Source organism: Allostigmatella hybrida, assembly GCF_020103775.1.
GTDB classification, from domain to species: domain Bacteria; phylum Myxococcota; class Myxococcia; order Myxococcales; family Myxococcaceae; genus Hyalangium; species Hyalangium aurantiaca.
This window is the reverse complement of the sequence record NZ_JAHXBH010000031.1, coordinates 82,630-100,887: the sequence shown is the minus strand read 5'-3', so window position 1 is coordinate 100,887 and position 18,258 is coordinate 82,630. Positions and strand designations below refer to the sequence as shown.

The 18,258-nt window shown below is 69.3% G+C and carries 12 protein-coding genes; 5 read left to right on the top strand and 7 right to left on the bottom strand.

Annotated elements, in window-relative coordinates; all coding sequences use genetic code 11:
- From KY661_RS31635 to KY661_RS31625, 3 genes are all read right to left on the bottom strand, one after another.
- The coding region (locus tag KY661_RS31635; protein WP_225413754.1) for a DUSAM domain-containing protein at positions 1–290 on the bottom strand (290 nt) is incomplete at its 3' end.
- Positions 291–958: 668 nt separating this feature from the next.
- The gene (locus KY661_RS31630; protein WP_225413753.1) at positions 959–1,744 is read right to left on the bottom strand and encodes a hypothetical protein; all 786 of its coding nucleotides are present in this window, start codon (positions 1,742–1,744) and stop codon (positions 959–961) included.
- 6 nt (positions 1,745–1,750) lie between these two features.
- Positions 1,751–2,983 carry an AAA family ATPase gene (locus KY661_RS31625; RefSeq protein ID WP_225413752.1) on the bottom strand — a complete coding sequence of 411 codons (1,233 nt, stop codon included), beginning with the start codon at positions 2,981–2,983 and terminating at the stop codon, positions 1,751–1,753.
- A 261-nt stretch (positions 2,984–3,244) separates the two neighbouring features.
- Between KY661_RS31625 and KY661_RS31620 the strand changes: the two genes are divergently transcribed.
- Positions 3,245–6,796 (top strand): serine/threonine-protein kinase, encoded by a 3,552-nt coding sequence (locus tag KY661_RS31620; RefSeq protein WP_225413751.1) that lies wholly within the window; start codon positions 3,245–3,247, stop codon positions 6,794–6,796.
- Between the two features lie 25 nt (positions 6,797–6,821).
- On the opposite strand, the gene KY661_RS31615 is transcribed toward KY661_RS31620, so the two are convergent.
- Together KY661_RS31615 and KY661_RS31610 are read right to left on the bottom strand one after the other, a co-directional pair.
- Entirely contained in the window at positions 6,822–7,172 is a 351-nt protein-coding gene (locus KY661_RS31615) for a hypothetical protein (protein WP_225413750.1), read from the bottom strand.
- Positions 7,173–7,349: 177 nt separating this feature from the next.
- Positions 7,350–8,957, bottom strand: a complete 1,608-nt coding sequence (locus KY661_RS31610; protein ID WP_225413749.1) for a sigma 54-interacting transcriptional regulator — start codon at positions 8,955–8,957, stop codon at positions 7,350–7,352.
- A 263-nt stretch (positions 8,958–9,220) separates the two neighbouring features.
- Here KY661_RS31610 and KY661_RS31605 point away from each other — a divergent pair, with 263 nt between their 5' ends.
- Both KY661_RS31605 and KY661_RS31600 read left to right on the top strand, forming a co-directional pair.
- Complete coding sequence (locus KY661_RS31605) at positions 9,221–9,751, top strand: hypothetical protein (protein ID WP_225413748.1); 531 nt, start codon at positions 9,221–9,223, stop codon at positions 9,749–9,751.
- A 47-nt stretch (positions 9,752–9,798) separates the two neighbouring features.
- Positions 9,799–10,404, top strand: a complete 606-nt coding sequence (locus KY661_RS31600; protein ID WP_225413747.1) for a hypothetical protein — start codon at positions 9,799–9,801, stop codon at positions 10,402–10,404.
- 1 nt (position 10,405) lies between these two features.
- On the opposite strand, the gene KY661_RS31595 is transcribed toward KY661_RS31600, so the two are convergent.
- Together KY661_RS31595 and KY661_RS31590 are read right to left on the bottom strand one after the other, a co-directional pair.
- Positions 10,406–11,224, bottom strand: coding sequence for a LytR/AlgR family response regulator transcription factor (locus KY661_RS31595; RefSeq protein ID WP_225413746.1), 819 nt, complete (start codon positions 11,222–11,224; stop codon positions 10,406–10,408).
- Positions 11,221–12,345 (bottom strand): sensor histidine kinase, encoded by a 1,125-nt coding sequence (locus tag KY661_RS31590; protein WP_225413745.1) that lies wholly within the window; start codon positions 12,343–12,345, stop codon positions 11,221–11,223. The genes KY661_RS31595 and KY661_RS31590 overlap by 4 nt, the downstream gene beginning before the upstream one ends.
- Before the next feature lie 221 nt (positions 12,346–12,566).
- On the opposite strand from KY661_RS31590, the gene KY661_RS31585 reads away from it, so the two are divergent.
- Positions 12,567–13,802: a glycosyltransferase gene (locus tag KY661_RS31585; RefSeq protein WP_225413744.1), complete on the top strand. Its 1,236-nt coding sequence runs from the start codon at positions 12,567–12,569 to the stop codon at positions 13,800–13,802.
- 180 nt (positions 13,803–13,982) lie between these two features.
- Positions 13,983–18,230 carry a pilus assembly protein gene (locus KY661_RS31580; RefSeq protein WP_225413743.1) on the top strand — a complete coding sequence of 1,416 codons (4,248 nt, stop codon included), beginning with the start codon at positions 13,983–13,985 and terminating at the stop codon, positions 18,228–18,230.
- Positions 18,231–18,258: the final 28 nt, after the last annotated feature.

Below are 18,258 nucleotides of genomic sequence, written 5' to 3'. Positions count from 1 at the left end.
CTGCACGCGCCGTCCAGGTCTCCCGCATCCCGCAGGCGATACGCGCGGGTTTGAGCCCGTCCAAGCCGATGCGAGCCGTCATCGATGCGGCGCGTGATCTCTCCAAGCAGCGTTGTGGCCGTGGGCGCACTGCGGAGAGCGCTCGCCGTGTCTTCTGGAGAGAGCGCGACCTCTTCTGCGGAACGCTGCAAGAGCGCGCGTACCTCGTCCGAGAGTTCGAGCGGTTCGCCGCGCTCGATGACACGCTGCCCCAGTGCGCGAATGGGTTCCCAGTCAAGCTCAGCGGCCATGATGGCAGTCCCCTAGTTCGTGTCCTTGAAGCATCGATCCCCCGGCCACTTGCCTTGCTGGCCTTCACAGTACCGGAGGCAGTCAACGCAGGTCCAAGTCCCCACCCAGTCCTCTTCCATGCACTGGGTGTACTTGTTCATGCACTCCTTCTTCCACTTCGGGAGACGCCCCGCCGCTTCCAAGACCTTTGCGGCGGCTGCAAATTGCCCGAGGGCTTCGAGGGTCTCCGCCGCTTCCAGAGGAGCAGCACCGCAACTCTGCACCGGGGTCAGGGGGTGTTTCTGGATACAGCAGCTCATCGAGTTCCAGCAGGCTCCGGCAGACTGAGCCACTGCGGAAGGTGGGCTCGGGGCGGCCGTGGCGCGCAAGTTCGGGGCCGTCACGGAAAGCGGCGCGAGCGCACGGACAGCAGGGGTGTGGGAGCCCGTGGAACAGCCTCCCGTCAGCATCGTGAGCAGGACCGGCAAGAAAAGAGCCCGGGCGCCACTTGGCAATTTCATGGATTTCAAGATAGAGCCGCCGAGGTGCGCAGGGCTGGCCACGCTAACAGGAGCCCGTCGTCCAGCGAACAATCTTGACTCTGAGGTTGTGCGCTTTCCGCTCATCCTGCGCGGTGGGCTTGCCCCGATGCGGTGGCTCACGCTCTCTGCTTGAGTCCACGACAGCTTTACACTGCTTCCTCATGGCTAAGGGCATTCATGAGTGGGGCGCAGGCACGAAGAGTTTCGACGAACTCATAGAAAGAACGCTGGGCAAGCCATACCTCTTGGGCCGGGAACGCCTGCGCGAGCTGTTCATTGTGGTGATCCCTCACGCAGGGCAATGCATCGTCTTTGGGACGATACACTTCATCTAGAACTCGCGTGTCCGCCGCCCAGGAATCGATGAGCTTGCCATGTTCTCCTGATGCATGTTTGGCCTGACAGTGGTCTCGGATCTTGGTGGTTGACTGGTAGAGCCAAGACTCGATGCTGTAACAGGGCGATAAGACCAGGAGGCGCCCAAGCGCAGCTTCGATCTGGTCAGGTGTCCGCTGAGGGGGAGGCGGACCTGGACGAATCGGCAGGGGGACCTCTCCGCGCAGAATACGGCGCACGCCTCTTCGGAGGATGGACTCGAATTTCTTGCGATTCTCACTTGTGTGGCGTTCGGACCACACGCGGTCTGTATCAAAGTGGAAGATGACGAAGCCTGGTTCCAGCAACCGTGCCGCGATGGCTTCAAGCAGGACGGGGACTTCCCGGGGAGGAGGCTGCGTCTTCCAGTCGGTAGCACGAACGGCTTTTCGGGCACGGTCATTTTCAGGCAAGGGTTCAATCTGAATCCTCCTAGGATTCAAGTCGACGCCTTGCACCAAGACCTTAAAAGCTTCTTTTAGAAGCTTGTGAACTGTTGGCTGCCCTTGCTTTCCAGAGTCCTCGGTCAAGAGCATGATGCGCGCACGGACAGTCATGGCGAGTCACCAGAGCCCCTTGGTGAACAAGATGTCCGAGACGCGTTGGATCCCCGTTTGGTATGCCGAGAAGAATGAGTCTGCTTCTTCTTCAGAGGGATTGCGCCAGATGAGCTGAGATCCAGCTTCATTGCTAGTTCTTTCGCAGAGAATGAAAGCACGGCGAACTTCCTCGGCACTGTCGAACCGCAGGAAGTCGAGCAACAGTGGATTCTGGCTCGTGAGAAAGGCCTGCCGATCGCCTATCTCAGTGAGACATGCGGAGATCCACTCGTGATGCAATCCGTTTACCAGTTCGTCCGCGATGAGAACTATGGGGGATGATGCTGCGTAAGCAAAGAAAGAAAGAAGCCTCTTCTGGCCGTAGCTTAGAAAGCTATGAGAAATTTCTTCCCCAAGGCGCTTGAAGAAGAATCGGAGGTTACTCAGTCGAATTGCCTGCTGCTCCGTCCCAATATTGAGATGTTCAACGTCAAAGCGTGCTGTCGCAGAATCATAGCCAAGAATGCGCGCAACACGAGTTAGGAATTCGAGCGAGAGTGTTACTGAACTTCCAGAAAATGATGGCTTTGGGAGGCTTTTTGTGAAGGCCGAAGGGTATTCGTAAAAACGTAAGGTGGAGTCGAAGTTCGTATCATCAATCTTGATGCTGAGACTTAGTAGTGTTTTCCAGTATTCGAGGCTCTCATCCATTCGCCCTGTGCCAAGGAGGAAAGCCTTAAAGATGGTAATGGCCGTTGATGGATCGAGCCCAGATTCTTGGGTTGCCTCGGCGAGAGCGAATGCTAACGCTATTGGGGGCGATATTCGGGGAAGTCTGTTGGATTTTAACTGCTTCTCTTTGCTTGTAAATGTGACTTCGTTGGGAAGCACTTGGCCCTGTGCGAAAATAGTCCCAGCGTTCTTGAAAACGAATGAATCGACTTGATGAAGGTCGTTTGGGGCTTCAAGGCGGAGATAGTTCGACTCATTGAAGAGGGCAGCCGATTTCTCAACCCGAGTTCTTAGGATGCTATGGTCGAGGTCGAGGGGACCACCTGATGCGCTGTAATTTACCTCTAGCACGTCGTTTGGAAGACCTTCTTCAGTTGCTCCTGTAATGGTTGACAACAACCGAAGGAGCGTCGTTTTCCCTGCCGCATTCTTGCCTAGAACGATGTTGACGCCAGGACGGAACTCCAGGGTCGTAGGCGCGACGTTCCGGAATGTCTTGATCGACAACTTCGTGAGCTTGGCCATCGTTGGGTCCCATGGAGGAGCCCCGTAGAAGCTGTGGGGCCTTGGGACCCGACCACACACACTTGGTACCGTCAAGCAAAGCGCGTTCTGAGCGATGGGGAGCAGCCATCTCAGACGCTTGCCTGCTACATCGCGTGACGACGGGTTCTCCTGCTCTCCTTCCCGTAGGAGTCGTGTGCCTCCCATCCGCATTGTATGCTCGTAGGGGTGAGCCCACCTGGCACGTGGCGGACGGAGTACGAGGATGAACTTCGCTCCGCGATGGTCGAGGGCGTCTTGTCCCGGGGTGAGGTGGAGGCCCTGCGCGCCGAGGCCCAGCGCCTGCAACGCAGTCCCCTGGAACTCCTCCTGGAGCGCGGCCAGCTCTCCCCGCAGACCCTCTCCGTCCTGAGGCAGAACCGGGCCGAGCCCTCGGACACCCCTGCTCCCGCCACCCCCTTCGAGGCCCCGCCCACCCGCCAGCCCGGCGTCCCCGCCCCAGCCTCGTCCTCGGAGCCCGCCTTCCCGCTGCCCCACTGGGACCGCTACCAGCCCGTGCGCTTCCTCGGCCAGGGCGGCATGGGCCAGGTGTTCCTCGCGTACGACCCGCGCCTGCGCCGCAATGTGGCCCTCAAGTTCGTGCGCGATGGGGCCCCCGAGCTCGCCCAGCGCTTCCTGTCCGAGGCCCGCGCCCAGGCCCGCGTGCTCCACGAGCGCGTGTGCGAGATGTACGAGGTCGGCGAAGTCGACGGCCGCGCCTTCATCGCCATGCAGTACGTGAACGGGCGGCACCTGGGCCAGCTCGCCCAGGAGCTGACCCTGGAGCAGAAGCTGCGCGTGCTCCGGGACGTGGCCGAAGGCGTTCACGCCGCCCACCGCGCGGGCCTCATCCACCGCGACCTCAAGCCCTCCAACATCCTCATCGAGCGCGCCGAGGACGGGGCCCTCAAGCCCTACGTCATGGACTTCGGCCTCGCGCGCGACTGGCACGACGAGCACACCGCCACGGGCTCGGTGCTGGGCACCCCCCACTACATGGCCCCCGAGCAGGCCCGCGGCGAGGCCATGGATCTCCGCGTGGACGTCTACAGCCTCGGCGCCACGCTCTACCAGGTGCTCGCCGGCGTGCCGCCCTTCCTCGCCGACAACGCCCTGGAGCTGCTCCAGCGCATCCAGTCCGAGGAGCCCCGCCCCTTGCGCGAGCGCGTCCCCGGCCTGCCCGTGGACGTGGAGGCCATCGTCCTCAAGTGCCTGGAGAAGGACCGCACCGCCCGCTACGCCTCGGCGCGCGAGCTGTCCGAGGACCTGGAGCGCTTCCTCGCCGGCGAGCCCGTGCGCGCGCGCCGGGCGGGCGCCGGCTACCGGCTGCGCAAGAAGCTGCGCAAGCACCGGCTCGTGGTGGGGCTGGGCTCCACGGCGCTCGTGGGCGTGCTGCTCGCCCTGGGCCAGGCGGCGCTCACCCAGCGCCAAGTCACGTTGCGCGAGAGCCTCGCCCGCCGCTTCACCGAGCGCGTGGAGCGCATGGAGGCGCAGGCCCGCTACTCCTCCCTGGCGCCGCTGCACGACACGCGCGCGGACCACCGGGCCCTCCAGGAGGCCATGGCCGCGCTGGAGGCGGAGGTCCGCCAGGGCGGCGAGCCCGCCCAGGGGCCCGGCCACTACGCCCTGGGGCGCGCGCGGCTCGTGCTCGGGGACGCGGAGGGCGCCCTGGCCCAGCTCGAGGCCGCCTGGCGCGGCGGCTACCACGGCGCGCGCGTGGCCTATGCGCTGGCGCTCGCGCTCGGGCAGCTCTACCAGGAGCAACTCCTGGAGGTGGAGCGCATCCGGGACACCGCGCAGCGCGACGCCCGCCGCCAGGCGCTGGAGCAGCGCTACCGCGACCCCGCCCTCACCTACCTGCGCCAGAGCGAGGGCGCCGATGCCCCCTCCCCGCACTATGTGGCCGCGCTGCTGGCCTTCTACGAGGGGCGCCACGCCGAGGCGCTGGGCGAGCTGGATGCCATGGGCACCACCTACCCGTGGTTCCACGAGGGGCCCCTGTTGCGCGGTGACATCTACCAGGCCCGCGCCTACCAGCGCCGCCACCAGGGGGACCGGCCCGGGGCGCTCGCAGACATCGAGGCGGCGCGCCAGGCGTACTCCGAGGCGGCCCGCATCGGCGAGAGCGAGCCCGCGGTGCACGCGGCCCTCGCCTCGCTGCACCTGGCCTCGCTGCAGCTGGAACTCTACGGCCAGGGAGAGGTGCAGCCCCACTACGAGCGGGGCCTGGAGGCGCTCGGGCGCGCGCTCACCGCCGCGCCGGAGTCCTTCAAGCTCCGGGTGTTGGAGTCCAAGTTCCACCGGCGGCTGGCCGAGTTCCGCGTGCCGCAGGGGGGCGAGGTGCTGCCCCTGGTGGAGAAGGCCCTGGCCGCCGCGCGGGCCGCCCAGGCGCTCGCGCCCGAGGAGCCGCAGCCCCACCAGGAGCTGGCCCAGGTGCTTCGCCTGTGGGCGCGCTACCGGCAGGAGCACGGCGAGGACCCCAGCGAGCAGCTGAGCCAGGCGGTGCAGTCCTTCGAGCGCGTGCCGCCGAGCCGCCGGGACTACGGGTTCCACATCGAGCGGGGCTTGAGCTTCAAGATCTGGGCGGACCACGAGGACCAGGGTGGCGGGGACTCGCTGCCGCACCGGGACCAGGCCATCGCGGCGTACCAGGCGGCCATCGCGCTCGACCCGAAGCCGCTGGATGGCTGGGTGAACCTGGGCACGGCGTACTTCAAGCGGGCCTCGCACCCGCGCGCGGTGGACGCGGACGCGGACCTGGAGCGGGCGCGCGAGGCGCTGGAGCGGGCGCGCGGCATCGACCCGGGCAACTACGTGCCCTACTACTACGGGGCCCAGGTGCACGAGTGGCGGGCCCGGCGGCTGTACAACCGCGGGGGCGCGGCGGCGAGGGACTTGGAGCAGGCCATCGCCCTGTACCGCCAGGGGCTCGCCATCAACGCGAAGCTGCCCCAGTTCCACAACGCCCTGGGCGGGGCGCTCCTGTGGCGCGCGGAGCTGGCGTGGGAGGAGGGGGAGGACCCCTTCGCGCGGCTGGACGTGGCGCAGGCCTCCTTCGAACAGGCCCGGGACGTGGCGCCCAAGCAGGGCTTTGCCTACAACAACCTGGGCGAGGTGCATGCCGCGCGCGGCCTGTACCTGAGCCAGCGCGGCGAGGACCCCACCCCGAGCATCCGCGTGGCGCAGGAGGCCTTCCGCGAGGCGCTCGCGCGCATTCCAAGGCAGGCGCAGTTCCAGGCCAACGTGGCCAAGGCCCACTACACGCTGGCGCTCTGGGAGCTGCGGCGAGGCCGGGACCCCATCCCACGGCTGGAGCAGGCCGAGGCGGCGCTGCGCGAGGCGCTCGCGCTCAACCCCCAGCTTGGCTTCGCGCTGCGCTACGCGGGCGAGGTGCAGGGCGTGCGCGCCCGCTGGCTGGCCCAGCGGGGGCAGGCGCGGGGGGACGACTTCGAGCGGGCCGCGGGCCTCCTCCGGCAGGCCCTCGCGGCGGACCCCGAGTGGCAGGACTACCGCGTGGCCCTGGGGCGGCTGCACCTGGGCTGGGCCTCCTGGCTGGCGCAGACGGGGCAGGACCCCACCGCGGTGCTCCAGGAGGGGCTCGCGCAGGTGGACACGGCGCTCAAGGCCCGGCCCCGGTGGGCCCAGGGGCTGGCGGCCCGGGCGCGGCTCCTGGTGATGCTCTCGGAGACGCCGGGCCCCGCCGCGCAGCGGACGGCCTGGCGGGGCGAGGCGCGCAAGGTGCTGGAGCAGGCCCTGGCGCTCAACCCCCACCTGGGCATGGCCGAGGAGCCCTGAGGGGCCCCTGGCCTTCCGCACAGGCTCAGTAGTCCGGGGTGACTTCCAGGTCTCCGGAGACCGTCGAGGGCGGACCCGGCTTCTCACCGCCCGGCTGGGGCGTCACGTCGAACTTGTAGATGTTGGGCGTGGCCTGGGAGGCGACCGTCTTGTCCTGGGTCCCCAGCTGAGAGGGCCCGCCGAGCTGGATGGGGGCCGTCTGGGAGAAGGGCGAGCCGTTGGGGAACGTCACGGTGATGGGGGTGGTGCCCGCGAAGACGAACTCGACGGTGCCGCCCTGCCGGATGATGCCGCGCAGGGGGTTGGTGCCGGTGCTGCCGGGCGGGGAATAGGTGGGGGTGGTGCCGGCGCTCACGGTGACGGTCAAATCGGCCATGAAGACATGTTCTCCTTGTGGGTCATCCTGACAATCAGGCTGCCGGTGTCTCCGTGCAGCCGCCGTACCAGGGTACTCCCGAGGGGGCGCCCCCGGGGGGACGGCCGCCGCCAGGCCTGGGGTTTGTCACATGTTGACATGTTTGGACGTGTCAACACGCGCGCCGGCACGGCGGGCTCAGGCGGGGCCGAGCCCCAGCTCCCGGACGCGGCGCTGGAGGCCACGCTTGGACACCTCGAGGCGCCGCGCCATGGTGTCCAGGTCCCCCTGGCACTCCTGGTAGCAGCGGGAGATCTCCTCGACGCTCAAATCCCCCGCGGTCCGCAGGCTGGGGCTCTTCTCGATGAGCACGTAGAGCGAGGGGCGGGTGATGCCCAGGCGCTGGGCGGCGGCCTTGAGGTCCCACGCGCTGGCGCGCAGGGCCTCCAGGAGCTCCGCGTCGCTCACCTCGGAGGGCTTGCGGCGGGCCAGCTCGGGCTCCTCGGCGGACGGCGCCACGGGCACGGGGGTGGGGGCCGGGCGGGCCGCGGGCGCGGCGGAGGCCTCCAGCTCCTGCTCCAGGCGGGGGCTGGCCTGGAGCGAGCCCTGGCCCCGGCTGCCGATGACGATCTGCCGGGTGAAGTTGCGCAGCTGGCGCACGTTGCCGGGCCAGGCGAAGGACACCAGGCGCACGGCGAGCGAGGCGGGCAGCCAGGGAGTCTCCTGGGAGGCCATCGCCTCCAGCCCGGGGCCCTCGCCCAGCGAGGCGAGCTCCTCGCGGGCGAAGTGCAGGAAGAGCACGCCGATGTCCTCGCGCCGCTCGCGCAAGGGGGGCACCTGGATGTCATAGCCCGCGAGCCGGTGCAGCAGCGGGGCCTTGAAGGAGCCCTGGACGATGCGCGCCTCCAGGTCCGCGTCCGTGGCGGTGATGAGCCGGGTGTCCACGGCCACGGGCGCGCTGCCGCCCACGGGGTACACCTCGCCCGTCTCCAGGGCACGGAGCAGCATGACCTGCACCTCGGGGGGCGCCTCGCCCACCTCGTCCAGGAAGAGCGTGCCCCCGTGGGCGGCGCGGAAGAAGCCCTCGCGCTCCTGGTGCGCGCCCGTGTAGGCGCCCTTCCTCGCGCCGAACAGCTCCGCGGCGGCCAGCTCCTTGGGGATGGCGCCCAGGTTCACGCTGACGAAGGGCCCGTTTCGCCGGGGGCTGCGCTGGTGGATGGCGCGCGCCACCAGCTCCTTGCCGGAGCCCGTCTCCCCGCGGATGAGCACGGGGACCTTCAGGTCCGCCACGCGGATGATGTCCTCGCGCACGCGCCGGGTGCCCTGGCCATGGCCAACCATGCCCAGCCCATCGGCGGTGGGGGCCTCGAAGGGCAGGGCCTGGTGCAGCAAGAGGACGACCCGGTCGGCGAGCACCAGCGGCACCCCCTCGCGCAGCGCCTCGGGGCCGAACTCCCGGGGGCTGGTGACGGGCTCGGTGCCCACGCGCACCGGCGTGCCCCCCTCCTCCACGCGCAGCCGCACCCGGTCGGGGCCCGCGGGCTCGAAGACGAGCGGCTTGCGGCTGATGAAGGTGTCCGCCAGGGGCATGCCCAGGGTGGCGCCGGGCAGCACGAAGTCCGGGCCCACGCGGGAGACGGACACGGGCAGGCCGGCCGAGAGTGCCCCCAGCACCAGCCGCTCCCCGGCGCGGCGGGGGGTGGGGTGGGAGACGACGGTGAGCACGAAGGCGGGGCGCGTGGACTCCTCGCGGGAGCGCCGCGGGGTGGCCGCGGTGGAGACGTCGGTGAAGGGCTTGTCCTGCATGGGCGCCTGAGGGTGGAAAGGGGACCGCTGGGCGGTGGAGTGTACTGCCTGGGACACTCGGGGAACCGGTGAAACCCTTGTATTCGCAGCCGGGGCGGGATCTCCAGCGCCCGGCGGGGTGAACGGAGGGCGGGCAAGGGGCCAGGGGCCGGCGCCGAGACGTCTGCCCTTCCCGCGGGAGATGACAACCCTTCTGGAGGTGGGCCCGGCGGCGGGGCCCCGGCGGCGTCACTGGGGACGCTCCCTTCACGCGGAGGCACGGCATGGCCTGGTCCAAGACCCCTTGGTCGGCGAAGAACGGGCTGGGGTTCGGCCTCGTGGCGGGGCTCGTGTTCGGCCTGGCGGAGTGCCTGGCCTCGCTGTTCGCCGGCCACGGGCTGCTGGAGCCCCTGCGCTACGCGGCCAGCGTGCTGCTGGGCTCGCGCGCGCTCATGGACACGCCGCTCCTGCTCACGGCCTTCGCCGGGCTGGGCGTGCACCTGCTCTTGTCCGCGTTCTTCGGCCTGGCCTACTCGCTGGTGGACGCGCGCATGGCGGTGGACCTGCGGCCCCAGGCCGCGCACCAGTCCGCCATGGGCATGCTCTTCGCGGTGGGCGTGTGGGTGGTGACCTTCCAGTTCATCTCGCGGGGCTACTACCCGTGGTTCCTGGGCACGCCCCAGTTCTTCCAGATGGTGTTGCACGCGGTCTTTTACGGGCTGCCCCTGGGGCTGCTGTTCGCCGGGGCGGAGCGGCGGCGGGTGGCCCTGGCGCAGTTCGAGCAGCGCGCGTTCGAGGAGCGCACGCCCCGCTGAGGCCCTCCGGGGACACGGGGCTCACGGCAGAGGCAGAGGAGGGGACCATGGGACGCTGGACGGGACGCTGGATGCGGATGGGATGCACGGTGCTGGGCCTGGGCGTGATGGCGTGTGGCAGCCAGATGGCGAGGGCCCCGGTGCCCATGGGCGCGGCGCAGGAGCCCCCGCCGGCCACGGCGAGCTCCGGCGGCGGCGGCGCGGCCACGGTGGACACGGGCACCTTCCCGGGCGAGGCCGTGGCGGCCGAGGAGCCCGCGGGGGCCCAGGGCGAGCTCTACGCGCAGGTGGCCCGCGAGCTGGGCCTCTCCCGCGGCGCGGCCCCGCGCCTGGAGGGCGAGGGCCTGGGCGGCTCGGGCAGCGCAGGCGAGGAGAAGCACCTGTGCGCCGCGGCGCTCAACGCCCGCGAGCCGGTGACGGTGGTCTCCGGCGTGCTCAACTTCACCTCGAACGGGCTCGTCACCGTGGAGGTGCCGGGCAAGGGGGCGGTGAAGCTGCTCACCGACACCGTCACCTGCGCGGTCGAGGCCCGCCGGGCGATGGCGCCCGAGTCCTTGAGCGAGGGCACCGAGGTGCGCGTGGCCTACGTGGAGGGGCCCGGGGAGCCCACGGCGCGGGTGATTCGCGCCGAGCCCATGCGCCCCATCCGTTAGCTCAGGCCTTGCCGAGCAGCGCATCCAGCCGCGCGCGGTAGCCGCGGCTGAGCTTGAGCTGGTGCCCGTCCTGAAGGATGACGTGGTACTCGCCGTGGAACAGGGGCCGCAGCTCCTTCACCCGCTCCACGTTGACGATGGTGGAGCGGTGGATGCGCACGAACCGGCGCGGATCCAACTGCGCCTCCAGCTCGCGCAGGGGCTGGCGCAACAGGTGCGTCTGCCCGGCGGCGTGGATCTGGATGTAGTAGTCCTCGGCCTCCAGCCAGTCCACCTTCTCCACGTCCAGGAAGGCCACCCGGCCCACGTCCTTGAGCACCAGCCGCTCCAGGTAGCGCACCGGCGCGGGCGGGGGCGGGGCGGCCACCGGCGCGGGTGCGGGCGCGGTGCCCAGCAGCCCCGCGAGCTGCCGCGCCACGGTCTGGATCCGCCCGTTGCGCACGTGCGCCTTGGCGCGGGAGAGCACCCGGGCGAAGCGCTCGTCATCGAACGGCTTGAGGAGGTAGTCGAGCGCGTGCACCTCGAAGGCCTTGAGGGCATAGGTGTCGTACGCGGTGACGAAGATGATGGCGGCGGTGAGGGGGTCCCCCACCTGGCGCAGCACCTGGAAGCCGTCCATGCCCGCCATCTCCACGTCCAGGAAGAGCACGTCCACCGGGTGCTGGCGCAGGGCCTCCACCGCCTGGGGGCCGCTGGCGCACTCGCCCACCACCTGGACTTCGGCATCCGCCGCGAGCAGCGCCAGGAGGCCCTGCCGGGCGATGCGCTCGTCGTCCACCACCAGCACGCGCACCGGGGCGGCCACCTCCCCCGGCATCATGCCGAGGCCCTCGCCACCGCGCGGCGGTAGGGAATGGCCACCTCGGCCACCGCGCCGCCGCCGTCGGCGAGCAGCAGCTCCAGCCGGTGCTCCTCCCCATAGAGGTGGCGCAGCCGGGCGCGGGTGTTGCTCAGCCCGATGCCGCCCTCCCGGGGCACGCCGGGCTCGGACGGGGCGGGCACGGCGGGGCGGGGCCCCTGGCCCGTGTCCCGCACGCGCAGCCAGAGCATGTCCGACTCGCGGGTGATGTGGATGTCCACCCGGTTCTGCGCCTCGGTGCTCGCGCCGTGGCGCACGGCGTTCTCCACCAGGGGCTGGAGCAGCAGGTGGGGCACCAGCGCGTCGCGCGCCTCGGGGTCCACGTGGATGTGCGTGTGCAGCCGCTCCTGGAAGCGCAGCTGTTCAATCCGCAGGTAGCGCTCCACGAAGTCCAGCTCCTGCTGGAGGGGCACCTCCTGGGCGCCGTCCTCACGGAGCACCGCGCGCAGCAGATCCGCCAGCCCCACCGTCATCTGCACCGCGCCCTTCGAGTCCCCGGTGCGGATGAGGCCGGTGATGGTGTTGAGGGCGTTGAAGAGGAAGTGGGGGCGCAGCTGCATCTGGAGCGCCCGGAGCTGGGTGCGCACCAGCTGCGTCTCCAGCTCCGAGGTCCGCACCCGCCGATCCAGGTACAGGCGGTAGAAGCGCAGCGCGTGGCCGATGGCCGCCATGCCCCCGTAGCTGTAGATGCCCAGCAGCGCGCACTGGGCCATGTACAGCGGCAGGGTGCGCCCGGGAGGCGCCAGCCACGGGGCGGCCAGCGAGCCCAGTGCCACCTCCCCTGCCCAGAACAGCAGGAACAGCGCCAGGTGGGCCGCCCCACTGCGGGCCACGAGGGGGCGCACGAGCGGGTAGCGCTCGCACCAGGCGAAGATGAAGGGCGTCATCAACGCCCAGAGCCACACGCAGACGAAGCCGTCCAGCAGCGAGCGGAACGTGGGCGGGGGGCGGCTGCCCATCACGGAGGAGAACCACGCGTACGACGAGCCCATCGTCCCGACGAGGGTCCACCCGGCGAAGATGAGGGCCCCGCGGCGCCAGCTCCACGCGGGGAACAGCGGCACTGTCCGTTCGCTCTGCACGGGAGGATGGTTCCAGGGAAGCTCCCGCCGGTCAACGCGGGGCGGGCGGACAGCGCGCTTCCGCCCCGGGGACGGTTGCTCCTTCCGGGGCCCAACACCGGGGCACCCCGTGTGCGCTGCCCGTGAACAGAGGCGCCGTTGCCCCGGACTTCAGGAGCTTGGGCGGGCGCGCCCCGGGAGTACCGTCGCAGCCTTCACGGACTTTGAGGGGGGCTTGAGGCATGCGCGTTCTTTTCACCACCACACCGGGGACCGGGCACTTTCACCCATTGGTTCCCACGGCCCAGGCGCTCCAGCGGGCGGGCCACGAGGTGGCCTTCGCCGCCGCCGGGTCGTTCCACGCCCAGGTGGAGGCGAGCGGCTTTCCCGTCTTCCCGGCGGGGGTGGACTTCGAGTCCCTGGCGCAGGAGCTGAAGTCTCACGTGCAGGCCCCGCCGAGGATGGAAGTCCCCGCGGGGCTGGACCGGGTGCTGGAGCTCTTCGTGGACCGGCTGGCCCGCCCCATGGCGCGAGCGCTGGTGCCGCTGTGCCGGCGCTGGCGGCCGGACCTGCTCATCAGCGAGTCGGCGGAGTTCGCGGGCCCGGTGGTGGCCGAGCGGCTGGGCCTGCCCCACGCCACCATTCAAGTGGGAGGGGTGGGATTCTCCGATGACGGCGGCACGGGCCTCTTCGCCCGGCGCCTGGATGGCCTCCGCGCGGAGCACGGCCTGCCGGCGGATCCCGGGCTGCGGGCGCTCTACCGCTACCTGCACCTGTCCTTCATGCCCGCCGCCTATTTTGGCGGCTCGCTTCCGCCCAACACGCAGTATTTAAGGCTGGAAGTGTTTGACCAATCCGGCGAGGAGCGATTGCCGGACTGGATGGCTTCGCTGGGAGACCGGCCGGTCATCTACGCCACGCTGGGCACGGTGTTCAACAAGCTCACCCACCACCTGCGCACCATCATCGAGGCGCTCCGGGACGAGCCCGTGGACCTCATCGTCACGGTGGGCCGGGACATGGATCCGGCGCGGCTGGGGCCACAGCCGTCCAATGTCTACGTGGAGCGATACATTCCACAATCATTGGTATTGCCCCGGTGTGAGCTGGCCATTTTGCACGGGGGCTACAACAGTGTGATGAGTGCGTTACACGTGGGGTTGCCGGTGTTGATTGTTCCGCTGGCGGCGGATCAACCGGTGAACGCGCAGTCCTGTGAGCGATTGGGGGTGGGGCGGCGCGTCAATCCAGACACGCTCACCCCGGAGCTGCTCCGCCAGCAGGTGCGGGAGATGATGCGGGATGGCGCGTACCGCGAGCGCGCCCGGCGCTTCCAGGCCGAAACCCAGGCCTTGCCAGGAATGGCGGAGGGCGTGGCGATGCTGGAGCGGCTGTCACGGGAACGGCGGCCCAGCCAGAGGAGCCTGACCATGTCTGAGAAAGAAAAGGCACTGGCAGGTCCTGTGGCGCGCGGCTAACCCCATCGGCTTCGCGAGCGCGGCGCCCACCTCGGAGCAGCGCTCCGTGTGTTTGGGAGAGCCGCGCAACGCGGTCCTCCTCGTCTCGGACAGCGTTGACCCCCGCAGTTCCCGGGGGGGCTTGTTGGCCACAGGGCAAACAGGATATTCGGCGGCGCTTGCTTTCCAGGGGGTTCCGCCATGAAAAGATTTTGCCTGGCCCTGCTGCTGGTGGGGGCCGCGGGAGCGGCGTCCGCGCAGCTCGGCTCTTCCAGCACCAGTCCGGCCTGTTGCCAGCTCACCACGTCGCTCATCCAGGATGTGCTCAACACCGAGCCGCCGAGCGATGAGCGGTTTCTAAAACCGCACATGTCTGGGGGCCTGCCGCCCAACATTCACTTCATCGTGGATGTCTCGGGCTCCATGCGGGAACTGCCGCAGATCAACAACAGCCAGTACCGAGCGTTCTACGACGCCACCGTGAACGGGTGCGAGAATCCTGCCCTGCAGGCGTTCTCCGATAGCCGCGGTTGGAATCCCTCCTTCCCGTACCCTGTGCCGGACCCGGGCACGGGCCTTGGCTCGGACCTGGGGTTCCCCAACCTGTTCCAGGACAGCAAGTACTACGCGATGGGCGTGTGGGGCTCGTCGTCCAGCCCCACCCCTCAGTGGGGCTCCAAGGAGGAGGCCTGCCAGAAGCAGATTGGCGACACCTGGAACAAACCCTCGGGCTCGGCCCAGTACGCCCGGTGCCTGCAGTGCTTGAGCACCAAGGGTTACTTCAAGGTGTTCAACACCACCTCGAATGACGAGGCGAACATCAACTTCAGCCTCTGGGGCCGCTTCCTCAACTTCAACCCGCCCAAGTACGTGGCCGCCAAGGCGGTGCTCAAGCAGGTCATCAAGGATCTGAAGGGGGCGCGGGTGGGCATCAGCACCTTCACCGCGACGTCCTCGAACGTGCAGAAGATGCGGCCCGCCTGCCATGAAATCCTCGCGAACCCCGAGGCCTTCTCCAGCTACCGCAGCGAGGTCATCGCGCGGATCAATTCGCTCGCCTTCAACACCTCTACGCCCCTGGCGCGCTCGCTGCTCAACGCGGGCTACTACTTCAGCTCGGGCCTGGACATCTACAGGGACGCTTTTGGCTTCGGTTCCTCGTCTCCACTCGGCTACGCATACCCGAGCGATTTCAAGAATGAGGCCCTGACCTCGGAGAACCGCACCGTGTGCTGGGGCAATCAAAACTCTGCAGTTATCTTGATCTCGGATGGCGAGCCCAACAACGACACGCTGGGCGGTACGGTCGTGACGAAGATCCGGGAACTCAATGGCGGCAAGGTCAACTGCCCGGCCTCCGCGCCGTGCCCGGACGAGAGCAACGACGCCAACTACATGCTCGATGATGTGGCGAAGCTGCTGTTCACCCAGGATCTGCAGCGCAGCACGCCCCCCGTCGTGGGAGACCTGGACACCTCGGGCTTACAGCAGTTGCGGTTGTACACCGTGGGTTTTGGCATCAACAGCAACCTGCTCAAGAACGCTGCGGCTGTGGGCGGAGGGCAGGCCTTCACCGCCACGGATGCGGCCAGCCTCAAGCAGGCCATCCAGGATGCGCTCTTCCAGGAGAAGACGGCACAGATGCGCGTCACGGCCCTGGCCGCGCCTTCTGTCGAGCCCCTGCTGGTGAACGGACAGGGGGCCGCCGTCGTCCCGCGCCTCCTGGCCGCAGTCGATATGAAGGCCCCACGGCAGGGATTCCTCTACCGGTTCCAGCTCACCCCGGAGAAGGGCCTGGGATGTGACCCGGTGAACCCCTGGTTCGGGGACCTCAACGGCGATGGGGATTGCGACGACACGCACCTGCTGGACGTGGACGGAGACCGGGTCGAGGAGACCTTCGACGGCACGTTCGTGAAGCAGGGCACCCCGGAGGTCAAGGCCCGGCCGTTCTGGGAGGCGGGGGCGGTGTTGAAGCCTTCCATGGCGCCGTCTGCCCAGTGGATGAACCGGCGGATCTTCACCCTCGTCGATGGCAACGCCGACGGCAAGCTCGACCACTGGGACGCGCCGGTGGAGTTCTCCGAGGCGAACGCCGGACTCCTCATGGACTCGCTGGGCATCAGCCAGAACCCTGCTGAGTGCGAGGACCTGCGGGTCCAGCTGGGGCTCTCCAGCCTGACGCCCACCGAGTGCGCGAGGCTCGTCATCCGCTGGTATCGCGGGGCGGATGCCCTCCACGCGGATCCGGCCCAGCGCGGGTATGACCGGCCCTTCCTGCTGCAGGATCTCTTCCACTCCACGCCCATCACCGTGGAGCCGCCGCTGCCCAGGTCCCTGTGCGGCACCTCGCCGCAGTGCACGCCCGCGCTCTACTCGGGGGCTACGCCGCTGCAGGACTCGTACAGCATTCCGGGCCAGGCGCAGGTGGATGCCTATGACAAGTACGTGTTCGAGTCGGGTGCCCGGGACAAGGTGGTTCTGGTGGGCTCCAACGGCGGCATGCTGCACGCCTTCCACGCCGGGCGGCGCGTCTCCACGGATGCGGGCACGGGGCTCGGCCTGTACGACGCGGGCACGGGCCAGGAGCTGTGGGCCTTCGTGCCGCCGGACCTGCTGCCGAAGCTGCGCTCCCACCTGGGCAAGCATGCCTACTTCGTGGATGGCACCCCCATGGTCCGCGAGGTGTGGCTGGACGGGGTGGGCGCGGACGCCCAGAAGGAGGGCATGAAGCAGTGGACGGAGTTCCGCACGGTGGCGGTGGTGGGCACGGGCCGGGGTGGGGTGCACCACTTCGCCCTGGATTTGACGGACCTGCTGGCGGTGGACCTGGTGGGCCAGCCCCGGGTGCCCAACTCCGCGGGGGCGTTCCTGTGGATGTGGCCGCAGCCGTGCGATGCCTTGGCGCTGCAGGTGGGCCAGAGCATCAGCCACTTCTCGCCGCAGAGCCCGCCCCTGGGCCCGGTGGCGCTCTCCCCCGAGGCGGATGACGCCCTGCGCATCCTTGGGGGCTCCTGGGGAGACAACCCGCTGACCCCGTGGCACATCGACGGCGCGCTGGCCCGCGAGCGGTGGGTGGTGGCGCTCAACGGCGGGTATGACCCGTACCAGGTGCGCGGCCGGGGCATGGCGATGGTGGACCTGTCCAGCGGCCACACGGTGTGGAGCTTCTTCCTGGGAGATGGCCAGGGCCGCTCCGGGCACCTGAACTACCCGGTGACGGCGGGCCTGGCGCTGACGGACCTGGGCAGCTCGTACGGCACGGCGCTGGAGGCCGATGGGCTCTTCGATACGGCGACGGTGGGCGACTACGGCGGCCAGCTCTGGACGCTGCGCTTCTGGCGGCCCGGGGTGTGGGACGCCGCCACGCAGCGGGTGAGCAACTGGCACGCGGCACGCTCCTTCCGCGTGGAGAAGCTGACGGACCAGACGTCGAGCCCCGAGGCGCTGCGGGCGCCCTTCGCCTCCATGGCGGTGAATCTGCCGCAGCACGGCATGGGCTTCCTGCGGACGCTCGTGGGCACCGGCGACCGGCAGAACCTCTCCGAGGCGGCCTCGGTGTGCCGGCCGGGCAACCCGCGCGCCTGCGCCGAGCAGGGCTGCGGGTTCCGGAACACCCTGGTGGTGTCCCGGGGCCAGCTCACCGCGGGGGCGGCCTCGGCCACCTACGCCCCCTTCGCGTACGCCCTGGGCGGGCAGAGCACGTTCTCCCCGGGCCTCGCTTGCCAGAGCGCCCAGGTCCAGCTCTCCTCGGAGCAGTTCGCCACGGCCCAGTGCCCGAGTGCCCGGAGCGAGGTGCTCGACTACCGGTGTGACGGGAGCCCGTCCTCGTGGCGCTGCCGCGTTCAGACGGACACCCGGGCCCCCTTCCAGTCCGTCCAGAGCCAGCCGATGTATCCCGAGCGCTTCTATGGGCTCTGGAGCTACGGAGGCCACCCGTCCCGCACGTTCAATGACGAGACGGAGGCGGAGGCCTTCGACGGCCTGTTGATGACGGATTGGGAACTGCTCAACGTGGGGCAGTTCGACGCCTCGGGTGCTGTCTCCGCCGGCGAGCGGCAGGCGCACCCGCTGGGCGCGGGCTGGTACCTTCCCTATGCCACGAACTTCCAGCGGACGAGCACGGCGGCCACGGCCGTGGGCGGGTGCGTGCTCTGGAACTCCCTGGAGGCCCGGACGGACGGCGGCGCCGTTCCCGCGTACACCTCCCGGCTCTACCAGGCGGACTTCGTCACCGGGAAGGCCAGTTGCGCGGCGGGGTTTTCCCCGGCGCAGGGGACGCGCGCCCGCTTCCAGGCCGTCTCGACGCCGGTGAGCCTGCCCGAGCCCGTGGCCCAGCGCGTGGTGTCCGGCGGCCGGGTCCACAGTTCGGTGCTGCTCAGCACGCCGAACCGGGCCGTGGGCACCCAGGGCCAGGTGCCGCTCGTCTCGGTTCCCGTGAGCCCGTAGGCCAGGGCGCGGGGCACCTCCGGTCTCC

Bases quoted from the DNA above. Each gene is read 5' to 3' on its own strand.
- KY661_RS31580 (WP_225413743.1), top strand. From the start codon at position 13,983: ATGAAAAGATTTTGCCTGGCCCTGCTGCTGGTGGGGGCCGCGGGAGCG.
- KY661_RS31615 (WP_225413750.1), bottom strand. From the start codon at position 7,172: ATGGCCGATTTGACCGTCACCGTGAGCGCCGGCACCACCCCCACCTAT.
- KY661_RS31620 (WP_225413751.1), top strand. From the start codon at position 3,245: ATGGTCGAGGGCGTCTTGTCCCGGGGTGAGGTGGAGGCCCTGCGCGCC.
- KY661_RS31595 (WP_225413746.1), bottom strand. From the start codon at position 11,224: ATGATGCCGGGGGAGGTGGCCGCCCCGGTGCGCGTGCTGGTGGTGGAC.
- KY661_RS31585 (WP_225413744.1), top strand. From the start codon at position 12,567: ATGCGCGTTCTTTTCACCACCACACCGGGGACCGGGCACTTTCACCCA.
- KY661_RS31610 (WP_225413749.1), bottom strand. From the start codon at position 8,957: ATGCAGGACAAGCCCTTCACCGACGTCTCCACCGCGGCCACCCCGCGG.
- KY661_RS31625 (WP_225413752.1), bottom strand. From the start codon at position 2,983: ATGGCCAAGCTCACGAAGTTGTCGATCAAGACATTCCGGAACGTCGCG.
- KY661_RS31600 (WP_225413747.1), top strand. From the start codon at position 9,799: ATGGGACGCTGGACGGGACGCTGGATGCGGATGGGATGCACGGTGCTG.
- KY661_RS31630 (WP_225413753.1), bottom strand. From the start codon at position 1,744: ATGACTGTCCGTGCGCGCATCATGCTCTTGACCGAGGACTCTGGAAAG.
- KY661_RS31605 (WP_225413748.1), top strand. From the start codon at position 9,221: ATGGCCTGGTCCAAGACCCCTTGGTCGGCGAAGAACGGGCTGGGGTTC.